Source organism: Streptococcus sp. SGI.013, assembly GCF_050315295.1.
Lineage (GTDB): Bacteria > Bacillota > Bacilli > Lactobacillales > Streptococcaceae > Streptococcus > Streptococcus porcorum.
The window spans coordinates 33,794-53,161 of the sequence record NZ_JBNPOS010000012.1 but is presented as its reverse complement, the minus strand read 5'-3'; the positions used below and the strand labels follow the sequence as shown (position 1 = coordinate 53,161).

Below are 19,368 nucleotides of genomic sequence, written 5' to 3'. Positions count from 1 at the left end.
GGATAGCTTCAAAATAACATTTTAGGTCTCACATCATTGACAAAGGTACACCTAGCCAAACTCTCACATATAGTGACATCGGTTTGATTTTGCCAACAATCCCTCTCATTTCAAATTCACTGCCATCCGCATGTTCAAATTCTGTGCGTAACCACCATGTATTACCATACCCAAATTCGATAAATTTTTTCATTATAGACTCCGCTTCTTGACATCATAATCTAAGAACTCACCCTTTCAAAAAGGGTGCGATTTCTTCGGCATATTCTTCTAAAAGACTTGATTGATAGACTTTTTCACGTCTTGAATCCCTAACCTGCCGCCATAAAATAGAGGCAACCTTCATTGGTGGATAGAACTGTTTACTCAAAGGGTCTTGGTTAAAATTTTTCACAAATCGGTTCCACTGATAGGTCTTTTCTTCGGCATTATCAGGCGAGGGCACTTGCGGTACTTCTAAGACTGCTATCAAATCAGCGATAGTTGCCGAATAATCCTGACTCGCCTCAACCTCTCTCATTTTAATCGCCATTGCTTTTTTGAATGAAAATTTATCAAGGCCAAAGTAGTTTTGGAAAAATTGTCTAGCCTCATCATTGAATGAAAATCCTGAATCCAATAGCTTAGTATTCAAAGTCATTTCAGATGCACTCAAAGTTTTTTTCAAACGTTTGTTTCGTCTAACAGGACGAATTTCCTCTGGTGCTTTCCCTGACAAATACTCTAGGATATAAGCTGTCAGCTCTGCCTTGGTGCCATAGGCTGGCAAGTGGTGTTGACGACAAATGTCTTCTAACTCAGTTTTGTACCAGTACTGTTCTCTAAATTCGGCAATGGTCATCTTTTCGGTAAATTCTGCCATATCATACTCCTATTTCAAACTCCATCCGCCATCCATTTTAACAATTTCTCCTTGCATAGATGCCGCCTTTCCAGATGCCAAAAACAAAGTTAACTCTGCAACTTCCTCAGGTAAGCTCCAACGTCCGATAGGCGTTTCACTAGCAACCCAATCTGCTAAGCCTCCAGGCTCAAAATCTGCTTGTGTCATAGCAGTTTTGACAGCACCTGGAGCAATTCCAAAAACTTGAATGTGATCTTTAGCATAATCTAGTGCCAATTGACGCGTGAAACCTGCTAAAGCATGCTTTGATGCTGTATAAGCAGATCCTCCACCGCCCGCTAAAAAAGAGGCGATAGAACACATCGTAATGATAATGCCATCTTTTTTCTCCACCATTTTTTCCAAATAATAACGACAAATCTTGGTTGTCGCAAAAAAATTCGTTAAAAAAACGGCTTCAAACTCTTCTTCACTAACCTCTAAATGAGGTTTAAAATCATCAAGCACACCAGCTGTTAAACAAAGAATATCAACCTCTGCAATAAAGTTAAAAAGCGGCTCTAGATCTTCTAGTAAATCAAGTTTCAAAAAGTGAAACTTTCCCTTTAACACTGGACAATCTGAGCGATCTACACCATACACCGTATAGCCCTCTTGTAGAAAAATCCTAGCTTGCGCTAGACCTATCCCCGATGACACACCTGTAACCAATACCTTTTTAGTCATGAACTTCAACCCAGTCTGTCGCCAAAACATCACACGGAGTGGGACTCCACATCGAAAAACCTTCCCCATCACCTGAAACATTAATCAAAAAATAAGGCGTGACTTCCAACTTCTGACCATTTACTTCAATTGTATCAAAGAGCTGAACATAGTTTTCAGCACCACCCCAACCTGTACGCACATACTTTTTCTTAACTTTTAAGCCTGGCAATATCTCTTCAAATGTCATGATTTTCTCCTTTATTGTCTATAAACGTTGATTTAATAGGATTTTTAATCAGCCTATGAGTTCTAAAATTTAAATTTGTTCACCTTTTTGTGGACTTATAAAGAATTTATGGCTTTTTCATAATAAGAAACAGCCTCTTTTTCTTTATCAGCAGATAGGTGACTATAAATATCCATGGTCATGGCTAAGGTAGCATGACCTAAACGGTATTGTAATTCTTTATAGCTGATGCCAGCATTTAGCAATAAACTAGCGTGAGTATGACGGAAAGCGTGGAAAGTAAAGCGAGGGCAACCTATTTCTTTTAATCGCCTATCCAAAGCCTCTTGTCTAGTCGCAGCATTTTGATATTCCTTCGTAGGTGTCGCAAACACCACAGACGAAGCACGCGCCCCAGTCTCTAAAAACAATTGTCGTTGCCTATTCTTGTATAATCTTAGCATATTGACCGTTTTCTTGTCTATGCTGATTGTCCTAACTCCTGCTTTGCTCTTTGGCGTACCCACCAAGTCTAACAACCTACTGTAATTCTTGGTGATACTGATAGTTCCGTTCTCTAGATCAATATCTGGCCACTCTAGAGCCACTACTTCACCAAAACGACAACCAGTAGCAAGTAAGACACTGTATAAGACATAATCAAAGAAATAGCTAAATTTCTTATTGGCTAGTTTTTCCATGTAAGCCATCAATGCTTTTAAGTCATCTGGAGCTATGAACTTGATAGCTTTATTCTCACGTTTCGGTACTTTTGGCAAGATGACATCTCTAGCTGGATTGAATGGCAAGAGCTGGAGAGATACGCCATATTGTAAAACACGCCTGTTGATCGAGTGAATCACAGCATAATGAACTAGCTGAGTTGATAAGTCATTGATAAAGCTTTGAATATAGCTAACAGATAGCTTGTTTAATTTCAAAGCACCAAAGACAGGGATTAAGTGATTATAGAGCATTCTCTTTGTGGCTATAAATGTTTGAGGCTTTACTGTAAGCTGGTAACTCTCTAACCATAATTCAGCTAGTTGCTGATAATTTTTAACAGGTACTACTTTTGTCACCGTGTAGCCATTAGAGATAAAATCATCTTGCGCGTGCTTTGCTTTCTGCTTGACCTCTTTTCTTGTCCTACCCGTCACGCTAGTTTTAGCTTTCTTTCCAGTTACCTGATCAACTCCCAGATAAACACTAGCACGGTACACGATCGCACCGTTTTTCTTTTTGACTTCTGTAATTTTCATGATATGAACCTTTCTATCAGCAGGCAAGCCGTTATTAAAAAGATTTTAGATTGAATTGGGTTTATATCATGCGAGGGCTTACGAGAATAGCCCTATTTTTGTTTATTTTGGTTTGGTAGGGTAAATTATACCAGTCGAGCATAAAAGGCAAATATGGGCGATTTAGAGCGTTTGACAGGGATTAAAATGTTTTGATATGATAGTACCGCCCCTTTGGGATAGAAAGGGGGTGAAGTGTTCTAATGGAATTACTTATCATCACGTTTGTTGCTCCATTGCTGGTATCTATCCTAACAGCATTGTTTGAGTATTGGCTCAACTCACGCAACAAATAACCTCTAGGGCATAGCATATCTTGAAAGAGCTAGAGCCAAAAGAAAACCCTCAACGCTGCAACGTTGGGGGTTTTTTGTGTTCTTTTGGAACTACTTATCATCGTTACCCCAAGTATAGCACCCCTTTATTAAGTTGTCAAATGGTTTCATCTTTCGTTTGATGGTCATAGACCACCCTAGAAGCGTTAAAACGTAGCAAAGTATCAGAATAACACGGAATTACATTGCTTTAGCGATTGTTAGATGATGATAGTATCACGCGCCGATTGCTAAAATATCCAACTTGAAAAAACTTGACTTTTTTAACTCTACACAGACCGCGAAGGAGATAGCCAGATCATTTTCAAATTGGGCAACGTTACACCATTTAGGGACGAACTATCAAATGTTGACACGTGGCAACATTTAGGGATGAGCTACCAAATCTGACAACGTTGTCAGATTTACAGTCTGTTTCATATTCTCCGATATCAGGAATTTTCAAATTCTTCAACGTTGAGAAGTTTCGCAGTTCATTCAATGCTGAACGAACTGAAGATCAGTGCATGATGACGGCTACTACCAATAAAGGAGTTACGATTGGTAACATCCTTTATCTAGTCTTCATCCTCTAAATGCTTCATAGCATAGTTAACTTCTGATTTAGTGAATCCACCACCATCGCCATCGCTAAGTAAACTTTCTTTAATTTTTGCTTTTGATAATCCAAAATCCTGTAAACTCTTAGCAGCTGCTAACGCGTTCTTTTTCCAGCTAATTTTGAGTTTTTTAACAGCATAATCTACTGCTTTTTTCTCAAAACCACCCTCATCTTGCAGCGCTTCATAAAATGCTTTTTTTGATAAGTTAGCATCTTTGAAATATCCAGCATATTCAAGGGCATTTTCATACTCTTTAGATACGGCATATACTGTATTAGTTCGAGGGGAAATAATTATTTCTGCAACTGGACTAGCAACAAACAACAAGGCTGTTGCAACTACAATAGCGGTTTTCTTTTTCATATTCTATCTCCTATGTGATAAGGGTAATTGTCGATGAGTGTTTGTGGAGCGTGAGTTAGTTTGAATTTTACTCAAAATCATATTTTAGTACATCAAACATATGAGATTGAGCCACTTTATTCCCTGACTGATCATAAGCTGTAATAAAGTAAGACTTATCTTCTCCTGTCTTTAAGAATACAACCATATTAACAGCTCTACTCACGCTATTTAACACCTCGGTTTTATCAGTGTCAGACAATGTTGAAAAGTTATCATTTACGATAGCATTGATAGCCCCATTATCTTTCAACTTAATTTCATAGATGTATGCTGACCACTCGTAGCCATCATGCCCCTCTTGATTGAATTGCACAGACTCATTGAATGATTCTGTAATCTTAGTATTCATTTCAGCTACATCATAGCTAACCTTTTCAGAACTTTGATCCGTTTCTGTAGTTGTAGAACTCTGTTTGGTCGTAGAACTTTGAGTGGATCTTTGTGATGATTCAGTTGTGGTTTCAGAATCTGAAGGGCCAAACATGAGTTTAAAAAGGGCTAAGATTAATAGGATTCCTGCAACTAATTTTATTTTCTTCATAATATCATCTCCTTTGAGTGTTTGTGGCGCGTGGGAGTTCTATTGCGTATAGGAAGGGTTAATCCTCTAGAATTTTCTCTACTTTTTCTATTTGCTCATTTACTATTTCTGAAGTATATATGTGATTCGTGAATCTCAAAACAGCCTCTTGAGGTATATAATTCCTCGTAATTGAAAACAAGGTATCAATTTTGCCCATATCTTTTTCAAGATATCGATATTCCTCGTTTATTTCTGATGAGTAATACATTTGGTTAAAGATGGCGTTAATTTGATGATTTGATAATACGAGGCCCGTTGTCGCGAGAAAATCTAAAAATCCAATATAAGCTGTTTTTCTTACGCCAGAGATTACTTCGTTATGGAGTTCGATTTCTCTCTCGGAGACATCATCTATCAAAAATCCCAACAGATACCCGACAGGCACCCCAAAATAGTCAGCGAGTGCCTGGGCTTTGTCTGGTTTGATTTGGCTTTCTCCATTTTCCCAATTTTGTAAAGTTCTATAATGTACGCCAATTTTTTTAGCTAACTCTTTCTGAGATAGCTTTTTTTCTTGCCTTAATTCTTTCAATCTATTCATAATTTCACGACCTTTCAAAAGTGATTATATATCATAATTTGAAAAAAGTACACTTTTTTTGTGTATTTTATCAAAAAACAGTTGACAAGAATAAAATTATTGTGTATTATTCAAATCAAGCACAACAAAAATGTGCTACCTCCCTCCAAGACCTTTCACACTTTCAATCTATGGAGGGGGATTTTTCAAAGAAAGGAGAACGGCATGAGCAAACTCAAAGGCTATCGGGTCATGTTAGGACTAACCCAGCAAGCTATGGCGGACAAGCTTGATATTTCTTTACAGTCATACAACAATAAAGAAACAGGCAAAACGCCATTCAATGACAAGGAAAAGAAAGCAATCAAGACCATTGTCGCAGAGGTTAAGCCAGACATCACCATCGATGAACTATTTTACAGCTAGAAAGGGGCAGGCAAACAATGAGGCGAAACTATTCTAAAGTCATTGAAGAAATGCGAACCATTCACGGGCTAAACTTGGTTGCTATTGGCCAACGTATCGGAATAGACCCTAGGACGGTTGGCAAATGGTGGCAGGGGAAGAACATCCCTAGCCCAAAGAGCAGGCAGAAGCTGAACAAACTTTATAGAGAGGTCAGAAGTAACAGGGTGACACAAGTAAACATTTTTGAAGCAGTAAACGACAACACAGGGCAAATCATGCAAATTGTAACTACTACGACATTCCACGGTCAGCCGTTAGATATTTACGGCAGTACACAAGAACCGCTATTTTTAGCTAGGGCAGTTGCTGAAATGATTGATTATAGTAAAACCAGCAAAGGTTATTATGACGTTCAATCTATGTTAAGAAAAGTAGATGAAGATGAAAAGCTGAAGGGAACGCCTTTAGAAGGTACTACGGAAAATTTCCGTAGTGGTCAGCAAGTATGGTTCTTAACTGAACACGGTCTATATGAAGTCCTTATGCGGTCAAGTAAGCCCAAGGCAAAAGAATTTAGAAAAACAGTCAAACACATCTTAAAAGAAATCCGCTTAAAAGGCTATTACATGGAAGGTGAACTAATCCAAGACCAACAGCAAACAGCTATCGAGCTGAACTCAGACCTAGCTTATATCAAGAGTAGGTTAGCAGAGTTGCAGAATATGGATAATATGGCAGACATAAAACAAGGTTTGATTAAAACATTTAGAATTGCTGAGCTTATGGAAGACTAGGAGGCAAGCTATGAACATTGTTAACATGGACGGACGAAAAGAGCCGTACACCACAAGCGAGATTATCGCAGAATGTGCTGGAGTACAGCATCACACTGTTACACGCATAATCAGAAAAAATCTTGAACGCTTTGAACGTTTCGGTAAGGTTGGATTTAAAATCCAAGTTATGGAGAGTGGGCAACAGTCAAAAGATTATATCTTAAACGAACAACAGGCTACTTTGCTGATCACATTCTTAAAGAATACCGAGCAAGTCGCAAACTTTAAAGAACATCTAGTCAAAGCATTCTTTGAGATGCGTGACGAGGTGGCAGAGTTTCGCTATCAGAGAGCTCTAGAAAAGCCCAAGCGCAAAACCTTGTATGATAGCATTGAGAACTGGGAACAAGCCCCAAAACATGCGCACAGCACTGTTACAAACCTTTTACTAAAGGGTACTACTGGGATGAACAAACGCCAGCTAGTGGCAAAACGTGGCGGTAAGACAGGTATTGACAACCTAACCAGTCAAGAACTGATCAGATACCAAGCACTAGAAGACATGGCTATTGCTTTAATTAACTTGAACATGACTTATCAGGACATTAAGGAAATGGTATTTAGACCAAGAAAAAACGCACCACAGGGCGCGTGAGAAATACTAAAGGAGAACGTTTATGACAAACAAGATTATCAAATTAGAACGAGCAAGAGAACCTAAACCAGATTATACCGCTATGACATTTAAAGAGCTGAAAGACTGGATTAATGATGCTGTAGATTATGCAGAAATGATCCAAGATTTTGATAAATGTATTCCAGCTAATGCACGCGAAAGATACCAAGGTTTAAGCCAAGAGATTTTTAACGTCTTAGAGAGTGTCTCCATCATGCTCGATGACAAAACATTAGTCTATGACAGACAACGTGAGCAATCACGTTTAGATCGTATCAAGAAAGAAAATTGAGATTAAAGAGTAACAAAAAAGGCTTTGAGAGCGACCAAACTTCCAAGCCTTTAACCAACTAACTAAAATACAATTAATAGGCAGGCAAGCCGTTATTAAAGGGATTTTAGTAAATATTCGATACTTAGATTATACCATGATTTAGGTATCTTGACTAGACATTGGGAGCACTAACTCTTAAAACTAGCACACTATTTCAAACAGCCGGCCAACTTAGGGCAATCGCCCAGCGTTTGAAATACGTTATCTCGTACAGTAAAGAAACAGGTAAATAAAGAATCAGGTCACTACACAGACAAAATTATTAAACAAGAGGGAAAACAATGAAAGACTATTTTAAAAAATTTGAAGACCAGTTACAAGTTGCAGAAGAAAAATTAGACATTCTGAGCGAGTGGCATATCGCAAAAGGACACAATGGAGCTACTGAAATTGCTGAGGACTGTAGAACAGCTATAACATCTCTTTGGATAGAGTTTCATCAGTTATCAGAAGCCTATAAAAAAGCTGAAGCAAGTCATGAAGAGATTGTGAAAAGTAATGTTGAATACTTACTGGGAGAGATGAAGCGCCATGATGAAAAAATAGGAGAAATACTTAAAAGAAAACCTAATTATATTTTATTCGATACCTTGGATAAAGTTTCTCGCGAAGTTTTAAAAGGGAATTGTGCAACAGCACCAGAAGGGAATATAGAACAATATTTACTCAACCTTATCAAACAAGACTTTAAAAAAAGAGGTATTTCAAAATGATAATCACAGCAACCTTTAAACCACAAGTTAATTTAGATGCTGAGGCATTCTTTTGTAAGGAGTTAAATACCCTATTTGTCGCAGATTATCTGACCAACGATGAGATAGAACGTTATAAGAAAGAGGTAGAGGAATGTTTGAAGAAATCAATCTGACAATACCACAAACTTTTATTTTGATAGGACTACTATTGCGCGTGCTTTATTACATATGGCACGTTGAGAGCCAACAGGAAAGCCATATAGAGCTTTTACATGATGATGTGATAAATAATACTAGCGACCTGTTAAACGAGCGTGACAAGGCTTATATTACGTTTGAAGATAGGTTGTATAACTAGGGGGTGTAAAGATGGCAGAGAAAACGAACTTTAATCTTGCTAAAGAACAGGCTGAGCGTTTTGGTGAATGGGTAGATGAAGCTTTTGAAATCATGCTAGATTTCGCCCTAGAAGATAAATTTGACTGTTACAGTATCGAGGAACAAAATCAGTTAGAACGCGTATTGGAAATTTTAACCATTTTCTCAAGTATGTGGGAAAATGGTCAAATTATCACGATTAGCAAGAAAAGAGAGGAGCAATAATGACAGCATCGCCACTACCACCGCTACCAGAGAATTATAAACGAGTGCTTAATCTGATAAAGACAGGAGCTGACAACTCAACCACAGGGGCTGAGATAGCCCTTATTTTGAAGTTAGAAGAACGGACAGTGCAAAACATCATCAGTCGCTTGATCACGCGCTACGGCGTTCCTATCATCGGTGTAAGACACGGATTTAACCGAGGGTACTTTATCCCAGCAGATAAGGCTGAGTTACTAGATGGGGCAAGAGCCTTTTACAACCAAGTACAAGAAGAGCAAAAACGCCTGAGTGTTTTGTTAAATGCTGATCTTGATAGCTATAAGGAACTACTGAAAGGGGCTGAGTTGAATGTTTAGCTTAAGCAAAGAGAGCGAAAATAGCCTAAAACGTGGGGTATTAAAGCTATTATCTAGCTTTCTAAAGGAATATCAGAAACCAAAACCACGTATCACAGGCTTAATCACTCCCAAACAGATAAAAGATGAACTGGACGTAGATTATAAAACTTTGCAACGTTGGGAGCGTGCTGGACTACAGCGCTACTCCCCTCCTATCGAGGATACACGCAAAGTCTTTTATAAAATTGATGATATTTTAATATTTTTGGGGGTGGATAATGGCAGATAACAAAACTTACTATATACATGAAAATCAATAAAGATTTTTTTGACGATGACACAATAAAATACCTTGAGGAGCAAGAGTTCGGGAAAGACTTTATTATTTTGTACTTAAAATTATGTTTGAAGTCATTAGAAGATGAGGGGTTATTGATTAGGTATGTCGGAACAAAGTTAATACCTTATGACACAACAGCTATTGCCAAAATGACCGGTACAGATGTTGTAATAGTTGAAACGGCTATGAAAATTTTTGAAGAAATTGAACTTATTGAGAAAAAAGAAACAGGCGAGCTTTTCATGTCTCAAATTCAAGAGATGATAGGCACAGACACTTATGATGCCCGAAGAAAACGAAAACAGAGAGCAAAATATAAAATCTTAAACGATAAGCAAACGGAACAAATGGGACATTGTCCCATAGATGTCCCAAAGATGTCCCATCATTGTCCCCGAAATGTCCCCGAATATAAGAGTAAGAGTAAGAGTATAGAGATAGATATAGAGCTACAGCTAGAGCAAGAAGAAAAAAATGCAGTTGCTGGAGCTGGTAAAAATCCCATCTTTGAAAAGTTAAAATCTGCTTTTGGTGAAATGGCAATCAATGGGACGATTGTACAGGAGGTTGAGGACTTACTGAAAACACATGGTCAAGATCTCGTCCTGTATGCACTTGATGAAACAATATTAAACAGCGGTAGATCTATTAGATATACACGTTCTATCCTTGAGCGTTGGAGAGGACAAGGATTAAATACCATCGAACAGATTAAGAAAAATAAAATCAGCTATAAAGCACAGAAACAGACCACCTCAACGATTGATGAAAATCTAGGTTTTTAAGATAGAGAGGTAGAAATGGATTTTTTAAGCATTACTGACATGATCCGCAAAGGTATTTTAGTTTCAACAGGGGAAATTTGCCAACAACATCAGCAAGAATATTATCAACGGAAAACCCCAAACGGACTAACCAAGCCGTTTTGCCTATCCTGTCAAAAAGATCAAATCAATAAACAAGAAGAACAGGGAGTGGCTAGAGGATTGAAAAACAGATTAGACCTACACTCCTACAAAGTGTTCCAGCGTGACAGCATTTTATCCAAGGAAATGGAGAGGGCAGATTTTACGAATTTCGCAGTAGAAAATGAGTTAGATCAAAGAGCCTTAAACTTTGCAAAGAGAATGCACCGACACTATTTCAAAGGTGGTTTAGGTAATACTATCTTTTCAGGTAAGGCTGGGGTTGGGAAAAGCCATTTAGCAGTTAGTATAGCTAAACAATTAAACGAGGATTTCAAAAAGATAAACGAGCCAAAGAGTGTTATTTTTATTCCCGTGTCGCGTCTATTCAGCAAAATCCAAGACAGTTTTAATCATCGAAATGATTTCACTGAGCATCGAGCCGTTGAATTATTGACTAGGGTTGATTTTTTGTTCCTCGATGATTTAGGTGTAGAGAATGCTAACAACGAATGGAAACAGCAAGTTCTAACGGATATATTGGATAACAGAGATAAGACCATCATCACAACCAATGCAACAAGTGGAGAGTTGGCTCAGAATTATACCCCACGTTTACTAGATAGAATTTTAAAAGGGGTGGAAAAAGATGATCAGAGGGGTATCCCCTCACAAGTTTTTAAATTTCCAGAAGATGCTATCAGTAAACGCAGACGGGCATTTTAACGGTCTAGTTTTTTTGAATATTGTTTAGCCAATAAATTTGGGTTATCTCTAGAAAGGTAGGGTGAGATGATTGAATTAACTGTAGAAAGCCTAGTCAAACCACTTAAAGAAAAAGGAGTATCAAAAGAATGTGGACAATTTAGAGGTCAGACTATCACTATTGACCTTAATAATCTAACTGTTACCTATGGATTCCAACAGCTAGATCTAGCTAGCATATCGGGGACTTTTGGAGGTGTCCGCTACTTTTTCCTTTGTCCTGATTGTGGCAGGCAGTGCAGGAAACTGTTTAAACAGTATTTTTATTTCAGTTGCGGGACGTGTCAAAAAGTACATAAAAACACATTAAACCATAGCAAAACAGATTGTCAGTACTACTTTACCTTAGCTTTTAAAGAAGCTCGAAAGATAGATCCTAGTTACTATCCTAAAAAAGGCTACGTCGATTATGATAACTTCCCCAGCCGTCCTAAAAGAATGAGGGTTAAGACCTATTATAAGCATCGTATAAAATTTATAAACTACTTAGATAAAGGGATGAGGTATTGGCTGGGTGGACTAAAATAACAGGGTGCATTTACAAAACAAATAAATATTCTTCCGAAATTGGAATAATATAAAAACAGCCCTAAAATCGTTTTTGAGCTGTTTTTATATCATTTGATATAATTATACTAAACATGTTTCAAACGCGCTGAGAATAGCTAAAAAATCCCTTAGAATTGATTTTAAAGAATAAACAAAAACCAAAGAGGGGATTGACGAAATAAATATGCTAAATCATTCTCTTGATGAACTTAGTCCAAAATGGGCAACGTTGCCTAATTTGAGTGACAACGCCCTCTACCTGATCGCCACTCTTCCAGAGGAAGACCAACAAACTCAACTTAATCACATTGAAAACATAAAAAAGAGCATTTCCGCTCTTTTGTGTTAAATGTTATCGCTACTAGAATTATACCACAAAAGGAGCCGTTATGACGTCAGATGAAGTTATAGAATTGCTGAAGCAGATACGCGATTTAGATCACGAGTTGGTATCTTTACGGATGGAATTGGATCATCTCAGTGACGGTTGTCATCAGGTAGTTAATCCGACAAGCCCTAAAGTCTCATCTAGTAAATATAATAGCCATGAATTAGCTTTAATCAAACAGTTAGAAGAAAAAGAGAAGATTGCTCACGCGCATAATCAGTGTCTCGACAAACGTAGGAAGCTAGTCAATCTGATAAACTTATTGAAAAATCCAATGGAGCGAACGATCTTGAGACTGTTATTTGTAAACCATTTGAGAACATGTGACATCACAGATCGGATTGATCGTGGACAAAGCTTTATTTATCGCACGAGAAGAGCAGCATTGAAAAATCTTGCTGAAATTCTAACAGAGGAAAGCAAAAAAACAAGCTGAAAATATTATTTTTGATATAACTAAAACCTCATTATCTCACGAAGAGATATTGAGGCAATTAGATTTAGTGTATCAACAAGACAGAAGAGGTTTGCAGAAATCCACCATTAAGGATAAGGAAAAAATTGTTGGTATTTTTGGTAAAAAAGAAAAATAGAGACGCTCCCACCGCCTCCACAGTAAAAACTGCTTCATGGGCGTTAGAAGGCCTCTACCTTTAATTAAATTATACAGCAACAGCAACTAAATATCAAGGAACAACAAAAAAGCACCTAGATAAAATCTAAGTGCCTGAATAGGTGGGACGGGATTTCCCCACTTTTCAGATACCCTGACGGGTGCGTAGTTCCCGATTTCTCTACTACTATTCCTTACTTACTTTGTATAACTTTTATTTTATTGTGTCATGTCTTTTTGCTTTCTCGTAGCTTATTGATTTTATGTTTACCGATTTTGTGATAACGTTAACTGCCAAAAAATCATATGTTACTCCTTGATATTTAGTTGCTGTTGTTGTATAACTTAATTAAGGTTAGAGAGGTCGTTCGCCCATTGGCGGTCGGTTTCTCTAATCTTTTTTGATATAATAAACCTATCAGATAAGCAAAAGCAACTAAAAAAGCGTAGCTGATGACTACGCTAGTTCTTGCCTGCTGAACTCGTAAATTATTGACCTATTTTAGGTCTTTTTTTTACTCCCCTTTTTGTGGACTTTGGGAGAATATTAAAGGTCATTTGTGACTATGATTTTTCAAAAAGTCCACAAATTTAGAGGCTATAAACGCCTATTTCAAGCCGTTCCTAGACATTTTCCAAAATCTCTTCAAATGTCATGATTTTCTCCTCTATGGTTTGTCTCAATTTACTCTTTATTAATAAATGCTAGTTTCCGAATATAATTTAGATAAAGAATATCAAGCTCTATTCCTGTAACAATTGAAAAACAGAATCAATCAAAAGTTTTTTAGTAAAATAGCCATTTATAAGAAGCTCCCTAAATTTTTTAACATTTTGCACAAAAAATTTATAATCATCAGCTGTTAACGATTGTAAGCGTTCATTTGCTTCTTCTAAAGAGCTCACAACTAACCCCAAACCATTTTTGGCAATAATGCTATGATTAGACAAAGTGTCTTGTACAATGACAGGAAGTCCTGCTACTAAATAGGTGCTCAATTTATAAGAAACATTCATCTCATAATATTTTCCATCTACACCTCCAGGTTCCGACCATACTAAACCAAAACCTCCACGTTGTGATAAATTTTGTAACAAATCTACATTATCTTTCCAACCCAAGTATTCAATATTTTTATCCAATGACATTTCACCATCACTGTAAACTAATAACTTATTAGGGTAGGTCCAATTATCAATAAAACGAAAACGACTGGGACTACCCGCAAATTGGATATTAGAACTAATTGATGGCTCTGGCAAATTCAGGCTTGTTGGGTGGTCCCACATACCTTGAATAATAATTTTCTCCACTCTCAGTCCTCGTCTTCTCAACTCATCTAACATTGATTGAGAGGGAACAATCAAAAGATCCGCTTTATTATAAATGGCAATTGTCTCCTCAATTAAATACTCGTTTGGAACAAACATCAAAGGGACAATATCATGAATAAAGATAGCGATTTTTAAATTAGAATAAAGTCTTAACCTGTCTACAAACTTACTATCAAACTCTGTTGTATTCCAAGATGGGGATTGAATAATAACAATGTCATCATTTCCAACAGCTGCTAACATCCCATCCAAACGCTTAGCTAATTCAGATGGTGAGTCTACATGAATAGGATAGCTATAAATACCAATTTCATAATAACCTAATTCCTTAGCAATTTTAGCTACCATATTTTGCGCAATTAAGGCAACGCTAGTTGATGCTTGCCCATATAAATTTGTAATGTGTACTCTCATGTCTTTAACTTTCTAATTTTTTCCTGTTTATCTCAATAACCCTATAAAATCTTTCTTAGCTGGTAAAATTCTACCATATCCCCTTTGAATAAGCAAGAAGACCAAAGTCAGCCTTGAGCAAGAAAAAAGACAGAGCCACGCTCCGCCTTTTATCAGCTTTTATCTTACCCAATCTGACTGCCATTTGGCACAGATGGATCGACTGTTAAGAGGGTCAAGTTGCCGTCATGCTCGGCTGAGAGGATCATGCCCTGGCTAAGTAAGCCCATCATTTTACGCGGCTTAAGGTTGGCAACGATTTGAACTTTCTTGCCGACCAAGTCCTGTTCGTTTGGATAGTATTTAGCGATACCAGATAAAATCTGACGATCTTCCCCATCACCTGCGTCCAGACGGAACTTGAGCAACTTGTCAGATCCCTCTACTTTTGAGACTTCCTTGACTTCTGCTACACGGATTTCCACCTTATCGAAGTCCTCGAACTTGATCGCAGCTTTCTCGTTTTTGAGTTCCACATCAGCTGGGTTCCACTCTTTTTCTTCCTCTTGAGAAATAGCAGAGCCACCACCCATTTGAGACTTGATATAGGCAATCTCTTCTTCCATATCAAGACGTGGGAAAATTGGTGTCCCTTTTGCGACCACTGTCAATCCTGCTGGAAGACCTGCAAAGTCAAGGTTTTCAAGGTCAAATGTCGCACCCAAACCGAGCTGCTCCATAATAGCATTAGAAGTTGTCATCATAAATGGCTGGATGAGATAGGCTACTACACGCAGACTCGCTGTTAAATGCGCCATTACAGCTGCTAACTGGTCACGATCTGCTTCATCTTTTGCCAAAATCCACGGCGCTGTTTCATCAATATATTTGTTAGTGCGTGAAATGATATTCCACACCGCTTCCAAAGCACGTGGGTAATCCACAGCTTCCATGTACTTGTGGTAACTTGCCAAGTTGTCAGCCACTACTGCTGACAAGTCAGCGTCAAAATCTGTGACATTAGATACAAATGTTGGGACTTGGCCATCGAAATACTTGTTAATCATGGCAACTGTACGATTGAGCAAGTTTCCAAGGTCATTAGCTAACTCATAGTTAATACGACCGACATAATCCTCTGGGGTAAACGTCCCATCAGAACCAACAGGTAAACTTCGCATGAGGTAATAACGTAGTGGATCTAAACCATAGCGCTCCACCAGCATCTCTGGGTAAACGACATTCCCTTTAGATTTGGACATTTTACCATCTTTCATGACAAACCAACCATGAGCCACTAAACGCTCAGGAAGCTTCATATCCAACATCATGAGCATAATCGGCCAGTAAATCGAGTGGAAACGCAGAATATCTTTTCCGACCATATGATAAACTGTGCCATTCCAGAACTTATCGTAGTTGGCATGATTTTCCTGAGCATATCCTAGAGCAGTCACATAGTTTAGTAGAGCATCAATCCAAACATAAACCACATGCTTGGGATTGGATGGAACAGGTACTCCCCAGGTAAAGGATGTCCGTGAAACCGCAAGATCTTCTAAACCAGGCTCGATAAAGTTTTTCATGATTTCATTCATACGACCATCTGGATGGATGAAGTCTGGATGGGCATTAAAGAACGCAACAAGCTTATCTTGGTACTTGCTAAGGCGTAAGAAATAAGATTCCTCTGAAACCCACTCTACCTCATGTCCTGATGGTGCAATCCCACCAATGACTTGACCATTTTCATCACGGAAAACTTCCTCTAGTTGACTTTCTGTGAAAAATTCCTCATCAGAAACAGAATACCAACCCGCATACTCTCCTAGGTAGATGTCATCTTGTGCTAACAATTTTTCAAAAACAGCCGCCACCACTTCTTCATGATAATCATCTGTGGTACGGATAAATTTGTCATATGAAATATCAAGCAATTGCCAAAGCTCTTTGACACCTACTGCCATCCCATCAACATAGGCTTGAGGTGTGATGCCTGCTTCCTCTGCCTTTTGTTGAATTTTTTGACCATGCTCATCAAGACCTGTTAAGTAAAAAACCTCATGCCCCATCATTCGTTTGTAGCGTGCTAATACATCGCAAGCAACAGTGGTATAAGCAGAGCCAATATGCAACTTACCGGATGGATAATAGATTGGTGTTGTAATGTAAAATGGTTGTTTTGTCATTTTCTTCTCCTATGTCACCCTAATGAAAGGTGTTTTCTAGTAACACTTCATTATATCATATTTTATGCTATGGGGAGCTAGTTTGAGATAGAAAAAAGCTGAGCAAATTCTATACTCAGCTTTTTTAATCATCAAAGGAGGATGTGGGATTCGAACCCACGCACGCTTTTACACGCCTGACGGTTTTCAAGACCGTTCCCTTCAGCCGGACTTGGGTAATCCTCCAAAATACTTTCTTATTTTATCTCATTTTTTATCATATTGCAAGGCTTTTTTGATAAAATATAAGAAGATAAGGAGACAACCATGACAGCATTACGTTTATACGATACTCTACCAACTTGGGAAAGAAAAACCATCCCAAAGGCTCTACTTGAAAAATACCAAACAACCGAAGGAACTTGGTCAAAACTGACTATCTTGTCAGGCGAGTTACAATGTGACTTTCTTGATGAAGAGGGAAATAGTGTCGAAAGACATCTCTTTACTCCTGATTCAGAAGTCCCTTTCATTTCTCCTCAGACCTGGTATAAATTGGCCGCCTTAACAGATGACACACAGCTGAGTCTGAGCTTCTACTGCCAAGATGAGGACTACATCAGTAAAAAGTATCAAACCCAGCCTCACTCTGAGGTCAAGGAAGCTGCTCCAATCTTAGCCAAAGAAAATGTACTTGATCTGGGTTGCGGACATGGTCGAAATAGTCTGTTTCTAGCCAACAAAGGTAGTAAGGTCACTGCTCTTGATCTCAATCAAGATGGTCTGGAACACCTCAAAACGATTGCTGAAGCTGAGGATTTAGCCATTACGGTAAACTCTTATGACATTAATAGTGCTAAACTGACAGAAAGCTATGACAGCATCATCTCGACCGTGGTTTTTATGTTTTTAGATCCAGATCGCATCCCTTCTATCATTAAGAATATGCAGGAACAAACTAAAATAGGTGGCCATCACTTGATTGTGTCAGCAATGGATACCAAGGATTATCCTTGTCCCATGCCTTTTTCCTTTACTTTCAAAGAAGGAGAATTAAAGCACTATTATAAAGACTGGGAAATCATCAAATATAATGAAAATCTTGGCAACCTTCACCGCCTAGATTTATTTGGTAATCCTATTCGTATGAAGTTTGCCACCTTACTCGCCAAAAAAATAAAATAACCCCTCAAGCCCTGTCAGTTTCCTGACAGGCTTTTTTTTGATAAAATGAAAGGACTACTTATAGTAAAGGATATTGTTATGAAACTCATTTCTTGGAATATTGATTCCCTAAACGCTGCTTTAACCAGTGATTCTGCGCGTGCTCTCTTGTCACGTGCTGTGATTGAAACACTGGTTTCAGAAGATGCTGATATTATTGCTATTCAAGAAACTAAACTATCTGCCAAAGGGCCTACAAAAAAACACTTAGAAATTCTTGAGCATTATTTTCCAAACTATAAAAATACTTGGCGCTCATCAGTAGAACCTGCTCGTAAAGGTTATGCTGGCACCATGTTTTTGTATAAAGCAGAGCTTGATCCTGTGATCAGCTTCCCAGAAATCGATGCACCATCCACTATGGACTCCGAAGGTCGCATCATTACACTTGAATTTGAAGATTTTTTTGTCACACAAGTCTATACTCCAAATGCTGGAGATGGTTTAAAACGCCTTTCTGAACGTCAAGTTTGGGATGAAAAGTATGCCGACTACCTTGCACAACTTGATCAGCAAAAACCTGTTTTAGCAACAGGTGACTATAATGTTGCCCACAAAGAAATCGACCTTGCCAATCCTACTTCTAATCGTCGCTCACCTGGCTTCACTGATGAAGAGCGTCAGGGCTTTACCAATTTATTAGCAAAAGGTTTCACCGATACTTTCCGCCATATCCACGGAGATGTTAAAGATGCCTATACTTGGTGGGCTCAACGTAGTAAGACGAGCAAAATCAACAACACTGGATGGAGAATTGACTACTGGCTTGTCAGTGAACGTCTAAAATCTCAAGTCACAAAATCAGACATGATTCACTCTGGTGACCGCCAAGATCACACCCCTATCCTTCTAGAAATTAACCTCTAAAACAAAGCAATTGCCAATCCACCTCTTTACTACTATAATGAATTTTCTACAAAAGGGAGAATAAGCATGATTACAAAATCAACAACGATGTTATATGTAACAGATACTAAAGCTGCCATGGAATTTTGGACAGAAAAAATGGGATTTGTCCTTTTAAAAACTGAAGATTTCGGTGAAGCTGTTTCTTATGAAATTGCACCTTCAACAGACTCTGCTACAAAGTTTGGCATTCACGACAAAGAATGGGTCGCAAAAGCTAACCCTGGTATGAATGTTGGCTTCCCATCTCTACTTTTTGAAGCAGACGATCTTGAAGCTGAGTATGACAAATTAACAGCTGCGGGGGTTACGACCAACCCTATCATGGAATACCAAGGAATGGTTCACTTTACTTTTGCAGACAACGAAGGCAACTATATCGCTGTTACGAAACCGTAAACGCAAAGAGATTGGGATTGACACTC

The 19,368-nt window shown here is 38.2% G+C and carries 28 protein-coding genes and 1 tRNA gene; 18 read left to right on the top strand and 11 right to left on the bottom strand.

Going from position 1 to position 19,368, the window contains the following annotated elements; translation table 11 throughout:
* Positions 1 to 28: 28 nt before the first annotated feature.
* From ACQRDX_RS04930 to ACQRDX_RS04910, 5 genes are all read right to left on the bottom strand, one after another.
* Positions 29 to 193, bottom strand: coding sequence for a DUF3977 family protein (locus tag ACQRDX_RS04930; protein ID WP_427894636.1), 165 nt, complete (start codon positions 191 to 193; stop codon positions 29 to 31).
* A gap of 36 nt (positions 194 to 229) precedes the next feature.
* Positions 230 to 862 (bottom strand): SAP domain-containing protein, encoded by a 633-nt coding sequence (locus ACQRDX_RS04925; RefSeq protein WP_354368944.1) that lies wholly within the window; start codon positions 860 to 862, stop codon positions 230 to 232.
* Between the two features lie 9 nt (positions 863 to 871).
* Complete coding sequence (locus ACQRDX_RS04920) at positions 872 to 1,570, bottom strand: 3-oxoacyl-ACP reductase (RefSeq protein ID WP_427894638.1); 699 nt, start codon at positions 1,568 to 1,570, stop codon at positions 872 to 874.
* On the bottom strand, positions 1,563 to 1,799 hold the full coding sequence (locus tag ACQRDX_RS04915) for a DUF2829 domain-containing protein (protein WP_427894640.1): 237 nt from the start codon (positions 1,797 to 1,799) through the stop codon (positions 1,563 to 1,565). Before ACQRDX_RS04915 ends, ACQRDX_RS04920 begins: the two co-directional genes overlap by 8 nt.
* 95 nt (positions 1,800 to 1,894) lie before the next feature.
* A complete protein-coding gene (locus tag ACQRDX_RS04910) occupies positions 1,895 to 3,040 on the bottom strand; it encodes a tyrosine-type recombinase/integrase (RefSeq protein ID WP_427894642.1) in 1,146 nt (381 codons plus the stop codon).
* 242 nt (positions 3,041 to 3,282) lie between these two features.
* On the opposite strand from ACQRDX_RS04910, the gene ACQRDX_RS04905 reads away from it, so the two are divergent.
* Complete coding sequence (locus ACQRDX_RS04905) at positions 3,283 to 3,375, top strand: type I toxin-antitoxin system Fst family toxin (RefSeq protein WP_125175730.1); 93 nt, start codon at positions 3,283 to 3,285, stop codon at positions 3,373 to 3,375.
* A gap of 596 nt (positions 3,376 to 3,971) precedes the next feature.
* On the opposite strand, the gene ACQRDX_RS04900 is transcribed toward ACQRDX_RS04905, so the two are convergent.
* The 3 genes from ACQRDX_RS04900 to ACQRDX_RS04890 all read right to left on the bottom strand — a co-directional run bounded on the left by ACQRDX_RS04900 (position 3,972) and on the right by ACQRDX_RS04890 (position 5,545).
* The gene (locus ACQRDX_RS04900) at positions 3,972 to 4,379 is read right to left on the bottom strand and encodes an Ltp family lipoprotein (RefSeq protein WP_427894645.1); all 408 of its coding nucleotides are present in this window, start codon (positions 4,377 to 4,379) and stop codon (positions 3,972 to 3,974) included.
* 67 nt (positions 4,380 to 4,446) lie between these two features.
* Positions 4,447 to 4,962 carry a hypothetical protein gene (locus tag ACQRDX_RS04895; protein WP_427894647.1) on the bottom strand — a complete coding sequence of 172 codons (516 nt, stop codon included), beginning with the start codon at positions 4,960 to 4,962 and terminating at the stop codon, positions 4,447 to 4,449.
* Positions 4,963 to 5,020: 58 nt separating this feature from the next.
* On the bottom strand, positions 5,021 to 5,545 hold the full coding sequence (locus ACQRDX_RS04890) for a helix-turn-helix domain-containing protein (RefSeq protein ID WP_427894649.1): 525 nt from the start codon (positions 5,543 to 5,545) through the stop codon (positions 5,021 to 5,023).
* A gap of 204 nt (positions 5,546 to 5,749) precedes the next feature.
* Between ACQRDX_RS04890 and ACQRDX_RS04885 the strand changes: the two genes are divergently transcribed.
* From ACQRDX_RS04885 to ACQRDX_RS04820, 14 genes are all read left to right on the top strand, one after another.
* Complete coding sequence (locus tag ACQRDX_RS04885; RefSeq protein ID WP_015647585.1) at positions 5,750 to 5,950, top strand: helix-turn-helix transcriptional regulator; 201 nt, start codon at positions 5,750 to 5,752, stop codon at positions 5,948 to 5,950.
* A 17-nt stretch (positions 5,951 to 5,967) separates the two neighbouring features.
* Positions 5,968 to 6,726: a BRO family protein gene (locus tag ACQRDX_RS04880; protein ID WP_427894651.1), complete on the top strand. Its 759-nt coding sequence runs from the start codon at positions 5,968 to 5,970 to the stop codon at positions 6,724 to 6,726.
* A 10-nt stretch (positions 6,727 to 6,736) separates the two neighbouring features.
* Positions 6,737 to 7,363, top strand: coding sequence for a Rha family transcriptional regulator (locus ACQRDX_RS04875; protein WP_427894653.1), 627 nt, complete (start codon positions 6,737 to 6,739; stop codon positions 7,361 to 7,363).
* Positions 7,364 to 7,385: 22 nt separating this feature from the next.
* The gene (locus ACQRDX_RS04870; protein WP_427894655.1) at positions 7,386 to 7,676 is read left to right on the top strand and encodes a phage antirepressor protein; all 291 of its coding nucleotides are present in this window, start codon (positions 7,386 to 7,388) and stop codon (positions 7,674 to 7,676) included.
* 323 nt (positions 7,677 to 7,999) lie between these two features.
* Positions 8,000 to 8,431, top strand: coding sequence for a hypothetical protein (locus ACQRDX_RS04865; protein ID WP_427894657.1), 432 nt, complete (start codon positions 8,000 to 8,002; stop codon positions 8,429 to 8,431).
* Positions 8,428 to 8,586 (top strand): hypothetical protein, encoded by a 159-nt coding sequence (locus ACQRDX_RS04860; RefSeq protein WP_427894659.1) that lies wholly within the window; start codon positions 8,428 to 8,430, stop codon positions 8,584 to 8,586. Before ACQRDX_RS04865 ends, ACQRDX_RS04860 begins: the two co-directional genes overlap by 4 nt.
* A gap of 196 nt (positions 8,587 to 8,782) precedes the next feature.
* Positions 8,783 to 9,016: a hypothetical protein gene (locus ACQRDX_RS04855; RefSeq protein WP_427894661.1), complete on the top strand. Its 234-nt coding sequence runs from the start codon at positions 8,783 to 8,785 to the stop codon at positions 9,014 to 9,016.
* Complete coding sequence (locus ACQRDX_RS04850; RefSeq protein ID WP_427894663.1) at positions 9,016 to 9,375, top strand: hypothetical protein; 360 nt, start codon at positions 9,016 to 9,018, stop codon at positions 9,373 to 9,375. Before ACQRDX_RS04855 ends, ACQRDX_RS04850 begins: the two co-directional genes overlap by 1 nt.
* Complete coding sequence (locus tag ACQRDX_RS04845) at positions 9,368 to 9,646, top strand: XRE family transcriptional regulator (protein WP_427894665.1); 279 nt, start codon at positions 9,368 to 9,370, stop codon at positions 9,644 to 9,646. The genes ACQRDX_RS04850 and ACQRDX_RS04845 overlap by 8 nt, the downstream gene beginning before the upstream one ends.
* Positions 9,647 to 9,663: 17 nt before the next feature.
* Positions 9,664 to 10,482, top strand: coding sequence for a phage replisome organizer N-terminal domain-containing protein (locus tag ACQRDX_RS04840; RefSeq protein ID WP_427894667.1), 819 nt, complete (start codon positions 9,664 to 9,666; stop codon positions 10,480 to 10,482).
* A gap of 15 nt (positions 10,483 to 10,497) precedes the next feature.
* On the top strand, positions 10,498 to 11,328 hold the full coding sequence (locus ACQRDX_RS04835; RefSeq protein WP_427894669.1) for an ATP-binding protein: 831 nt from the start codon (positions 10,498 to 10,500) through the stop codon (positions 11,326 to 11,328).
* Positions 11,329 to 11,394: 66 nt separating this feature from the next.
* Positions 11,395 to 11,895 (top strand): hypothetical protein, encoded by a 501-nt coding sequence (locus tag ACQRDX_RS04830; protein WP_427894671.1) that lies wholly within the window; start codon positions 11,395 to 11,397, stop codon positions 11,893 to 11,895.
* Between the two features lie 410 nt (positions 11,896 to 12,305).
* Positions 12,306 to 12,740, top strand: a complete 435-nt coding sequence (locus ACQRDX_RS04825; RefSeq protein WP_427894673.1) for a DUF1492 domain-containing protein — start codon at positions 12,306 to 12,308, stop codon at positions 12,738 to 12,740.
* A gap of 4 nt (positions 12,741 to 12,744) precedes the next feature.
* Positions 12,745 to 12,897, top strand: coding sequence for a hypothetical protein (locus tag ACQRDX_RS04820; protein WP_427897462.1), 153 nt, complete (start codon positions 12,745 to 12,747; stop codon positions 12,895 to 12,897).
* A gap of 764 nt (positions 12,898 to 13,661) precedes the next feature.
* Here the strand turns inward: ACQRDX_RS04820 and ACQRDX_RS04815 are convergent.
* The 3 genes from ACQRDX_RS04815 to ACQRDX_RS04805 form a co-directional block, all read right to left on the bottom strand.
* Complete coding sequence (locus ACQRDX_RS04815; protein WP_427894675.1) at positions 13,662 to 14,666, bottom strand: sugar transferase; 1,005 nt, start codon at positions 14,664 to 14,666, stop codon at positions 13,662 to 13,664.
* Positions 14,667 to 14,830: 164 nt separating this feature from the next.
* Positions 14,831 to 16,834, bottom strand: a complete 2,004-nt coding sequence (gene metG / locus ACQRDX_RS04810; RefSeq protein WP_427894677.1) for a methionine--tRNA ligase — start codon at positions 16,832 to 16,834, stop codon at positions 14,831 to 14,833.
* A gap of 135 nt (positions 16,835 to 16,969) precedes the next feature.
* Positions 16,970 to 17,059 (bottom strand) — tRNA-Ser (locus ACQRDX_RS04805).
* 81 nt (positions 17,060 to 17,140) lie between these two features.
* Here ACQRDX_RS04805 and tehB point away from each other — a divergent pair.
* From tehB to ACQRDX_RS04790, 3 genes are all read left to right on the top strand, one after another.
* Complete coding sequence (tehB, locus tag ACQRDX_RS04800) at positions 17,141 to 17,998, top strand: SAM-dependent methyltransferase TehB (RefSeq protein ID WP_427894679.1); 858 nt, start codon at positions 17,141 to 17,143, stop codon at positions 17,996 to 17,998.
* 78 nt (positions 17,999 to 18,076) lie between these two features.
* Entirely contained in the window at positions 18,077 to 18,904 is an 828-nt protein-coding gene (locus tag ACQRDX_RS04795) for an exodeoxyribonuclease III (RefSeq protein WP_427894681.1), read from the top strand.
* A 66-nt stretch (positions 18,905 to 18,970) separates the two neighbouring features.
* Complete coding sequence (locus ACQRDX_RS04790) at positions 18,971 to 19,342, top strand: VOC family protein (protein WP_427894683.1); 372 nt, start codon at positions 18,971 to 18,973, stop codon at positions 19,340 to 19,342.
* Positions 19,343 to 19,368: the final 26 nt, after the last annotated feature.

Bases quoted from the DNA above. Each gene is read 5' to 3' on its own strand.
- ACQRDX_RS04880 (WP_427894651.1), top strand. From the start codon at position 5,968: ATGAGGCGAAACTATTCTAAAGTCATTGAAGAAATGCGAACCATTCAC.
- ACQRDX_RS04900 (WP_427894645.1), bottom strand. From the start codon at position 4,379: ATGAAAAAGAAAACCGCTATTGTAGTTGCAACAGCCTTGTTGTTTGTT.
- metG (WP_427894677.1), bottom strand. From the start codon at position 16,834: ATGACAAAACAACCATTTTACATTACAACACCAATCTATTATCCATCC.
- ACQRDX_RS04860 (WP_427894659.1), top strand. From the start codon at position 8,428: ATGATAATCACAGCAACCTTTAAACCACAAGTTAATTTAGATGCTGAG.
- ACQRDX_RS04815 (WP_427894675.1), bottom strand. From the start codon at position 14,666: ATGAGAGTACACATTACAAATTTATATGGGCAAGCATCAACTAGCGTT.
- ACQRDX_RS04850 (WP_427894663.1), top strand. From the start codon at position 9,016: ATGACAGCATCGCCACTACCACCGCTACCAGAGAATTATAAACGAGTG.
- ACQRDX_RS04920 (WP_427894638.1), bottom strand. From the start codon at position 1,570: ATGACTAAAAAGGTATTGGTTACAGGTGTGTCATCGGGGATAGGTCTA.
- ACQRDX_RS04845 (WP_427894665.1), top strand. From the start codon at position 9,368: ATGTTTAGCTTAAGCAAAGAGAGCGAAAATAGCCTAAAACGTGGGGTA.
- ACQRDX_RS04835 (WP_427894669.1), top strand. From the start codon at position 10,498: ATGGATTTTTTAAGCATTACTGACATGATCCGCAAAGGTATTTTAGTT.
- ACQRDX_RS04790 (WP_427894683.1), top strand. From the start codon at position 18,971: ATGATTACAAAATCAACAACGATGTTATATGTAACAGATACTAAAGCT.
- ACQRDX_RS04870 (WP_427894655.1), top strand. From the start codon at position 7,386: ATGACAAACAAGATTATCAAATTAGAACGAGCAAGAGAACCTAAACCA.
- ACQRDX_RS04830 (WP_427894671.1), top strand. From the start codon at position 11,395: ATGATTGAATTAACTGTAGAAAGCCTAGTCAAACCACTTAAAGAAAAA.
- ACQRDX_RS04915 (WP_427894640.1), bottom strand. From the start codon at position 1,799: ATGACATTTGAAGAGATATTGCCAGGCTTAAAAGTTAAGAAAAAGTAT.
- ACQRDX_RS04855 (WP_427894661.1), top strand. From the start codon at position 8,783: ATGGCAGAGAAAACGAACTTTAATCTTGCTAAAGAACAGGCTGAGCGT.
- ACQRDX_RS04875 (WP_427894653.1), top strand. From the start codon at position 6,737: ATGAACATTGTTAACATGGACGGACGAAAAGAGCCGTACACCACAAGC.
- ACQRDX_RS04905 (WP_125175730.1), top strand. From the start codon at position 3,283: ATGGAATTACTTATCATCACGTTTGTTGCTCCATTGCTGGTATCTATC.
- ACQRDX_RS04910 (WP_427894642.1), bottom strand. From the start codon at position 3,040: ATGAAAATTACAGAAGTCAAAAAGAAAAACGGTGCGATCGTGTACCGT.
- ACQRDX_RS04930 (WP_427894636.1), bottom strand. From the start codon at position 193: ATGAAAAAATTTATCGAATTTGGGTATGGTAATACATGGTGGTTACGC.
- ACQRDX_RS04840 (WP_427894667.1), top strand. From the start codon at position 9,664: ATGAAAATCAATAAAGATTTTTTTGACGATGACACAATAAAATACCTT.
- ACQRDX_RS04885 (WP_015647585.1), top strand. From the start codon at position 5,750: ATGAGCAAACTCAAAGGCTATCGGGTCATGTTAGGACTAACCCAGCAA.
- ACQRDX_RS04865 (WP_427894657.1), top strand. From the start codon at position 8,000: ATGAAAGACTATTTTAAAAAATTTGAAGACCAGTTACAAGTTGCAGAA.
- ACQRDX_RS04895 (WP_427894647.1), bottom strand. From the start codon at position 4,962: ATGAAGAAAATAAAATTAGTTGCAGGAATCCTATTAATCTTAGCCCTT.
- ACQRDX_RS04925 (WP_354368944.1), bottom strand. From the start codon at position 862: ATGGCAGAATTTACCGAAAAGATGACCATTGCCGAATTTAGAGAACAG.
- ACQRDX_RS04825 (WP_427894673.1), top strand. From the start codon at position 12,306: ATGACGTCAGATGAAGTTATAGAATTGCTGAAGCAGATACGCGATTTA.
- tehB (WP_427894679.1), top strand. From the start codon at position 17,141: ATGACAGCATTACGTTTATACGATACTCTACCAACTTGGGAAAGAAAA.
- ACQRDX_RS04890 (WP_427894649.1), bottom strand. From the start codon at position 5,545: ATGAATAGATTGAAAGAATTAAGGCAAGAAAAAAAGCTATCTCAGAAA.
- ACQRDX_RS04795 (WP_427894681.1), top strand. From the start codon at position 18,077: ATGAAACTCATTTCTTGGAATATTGATTCCCTAAACGCTGCTTTAACC.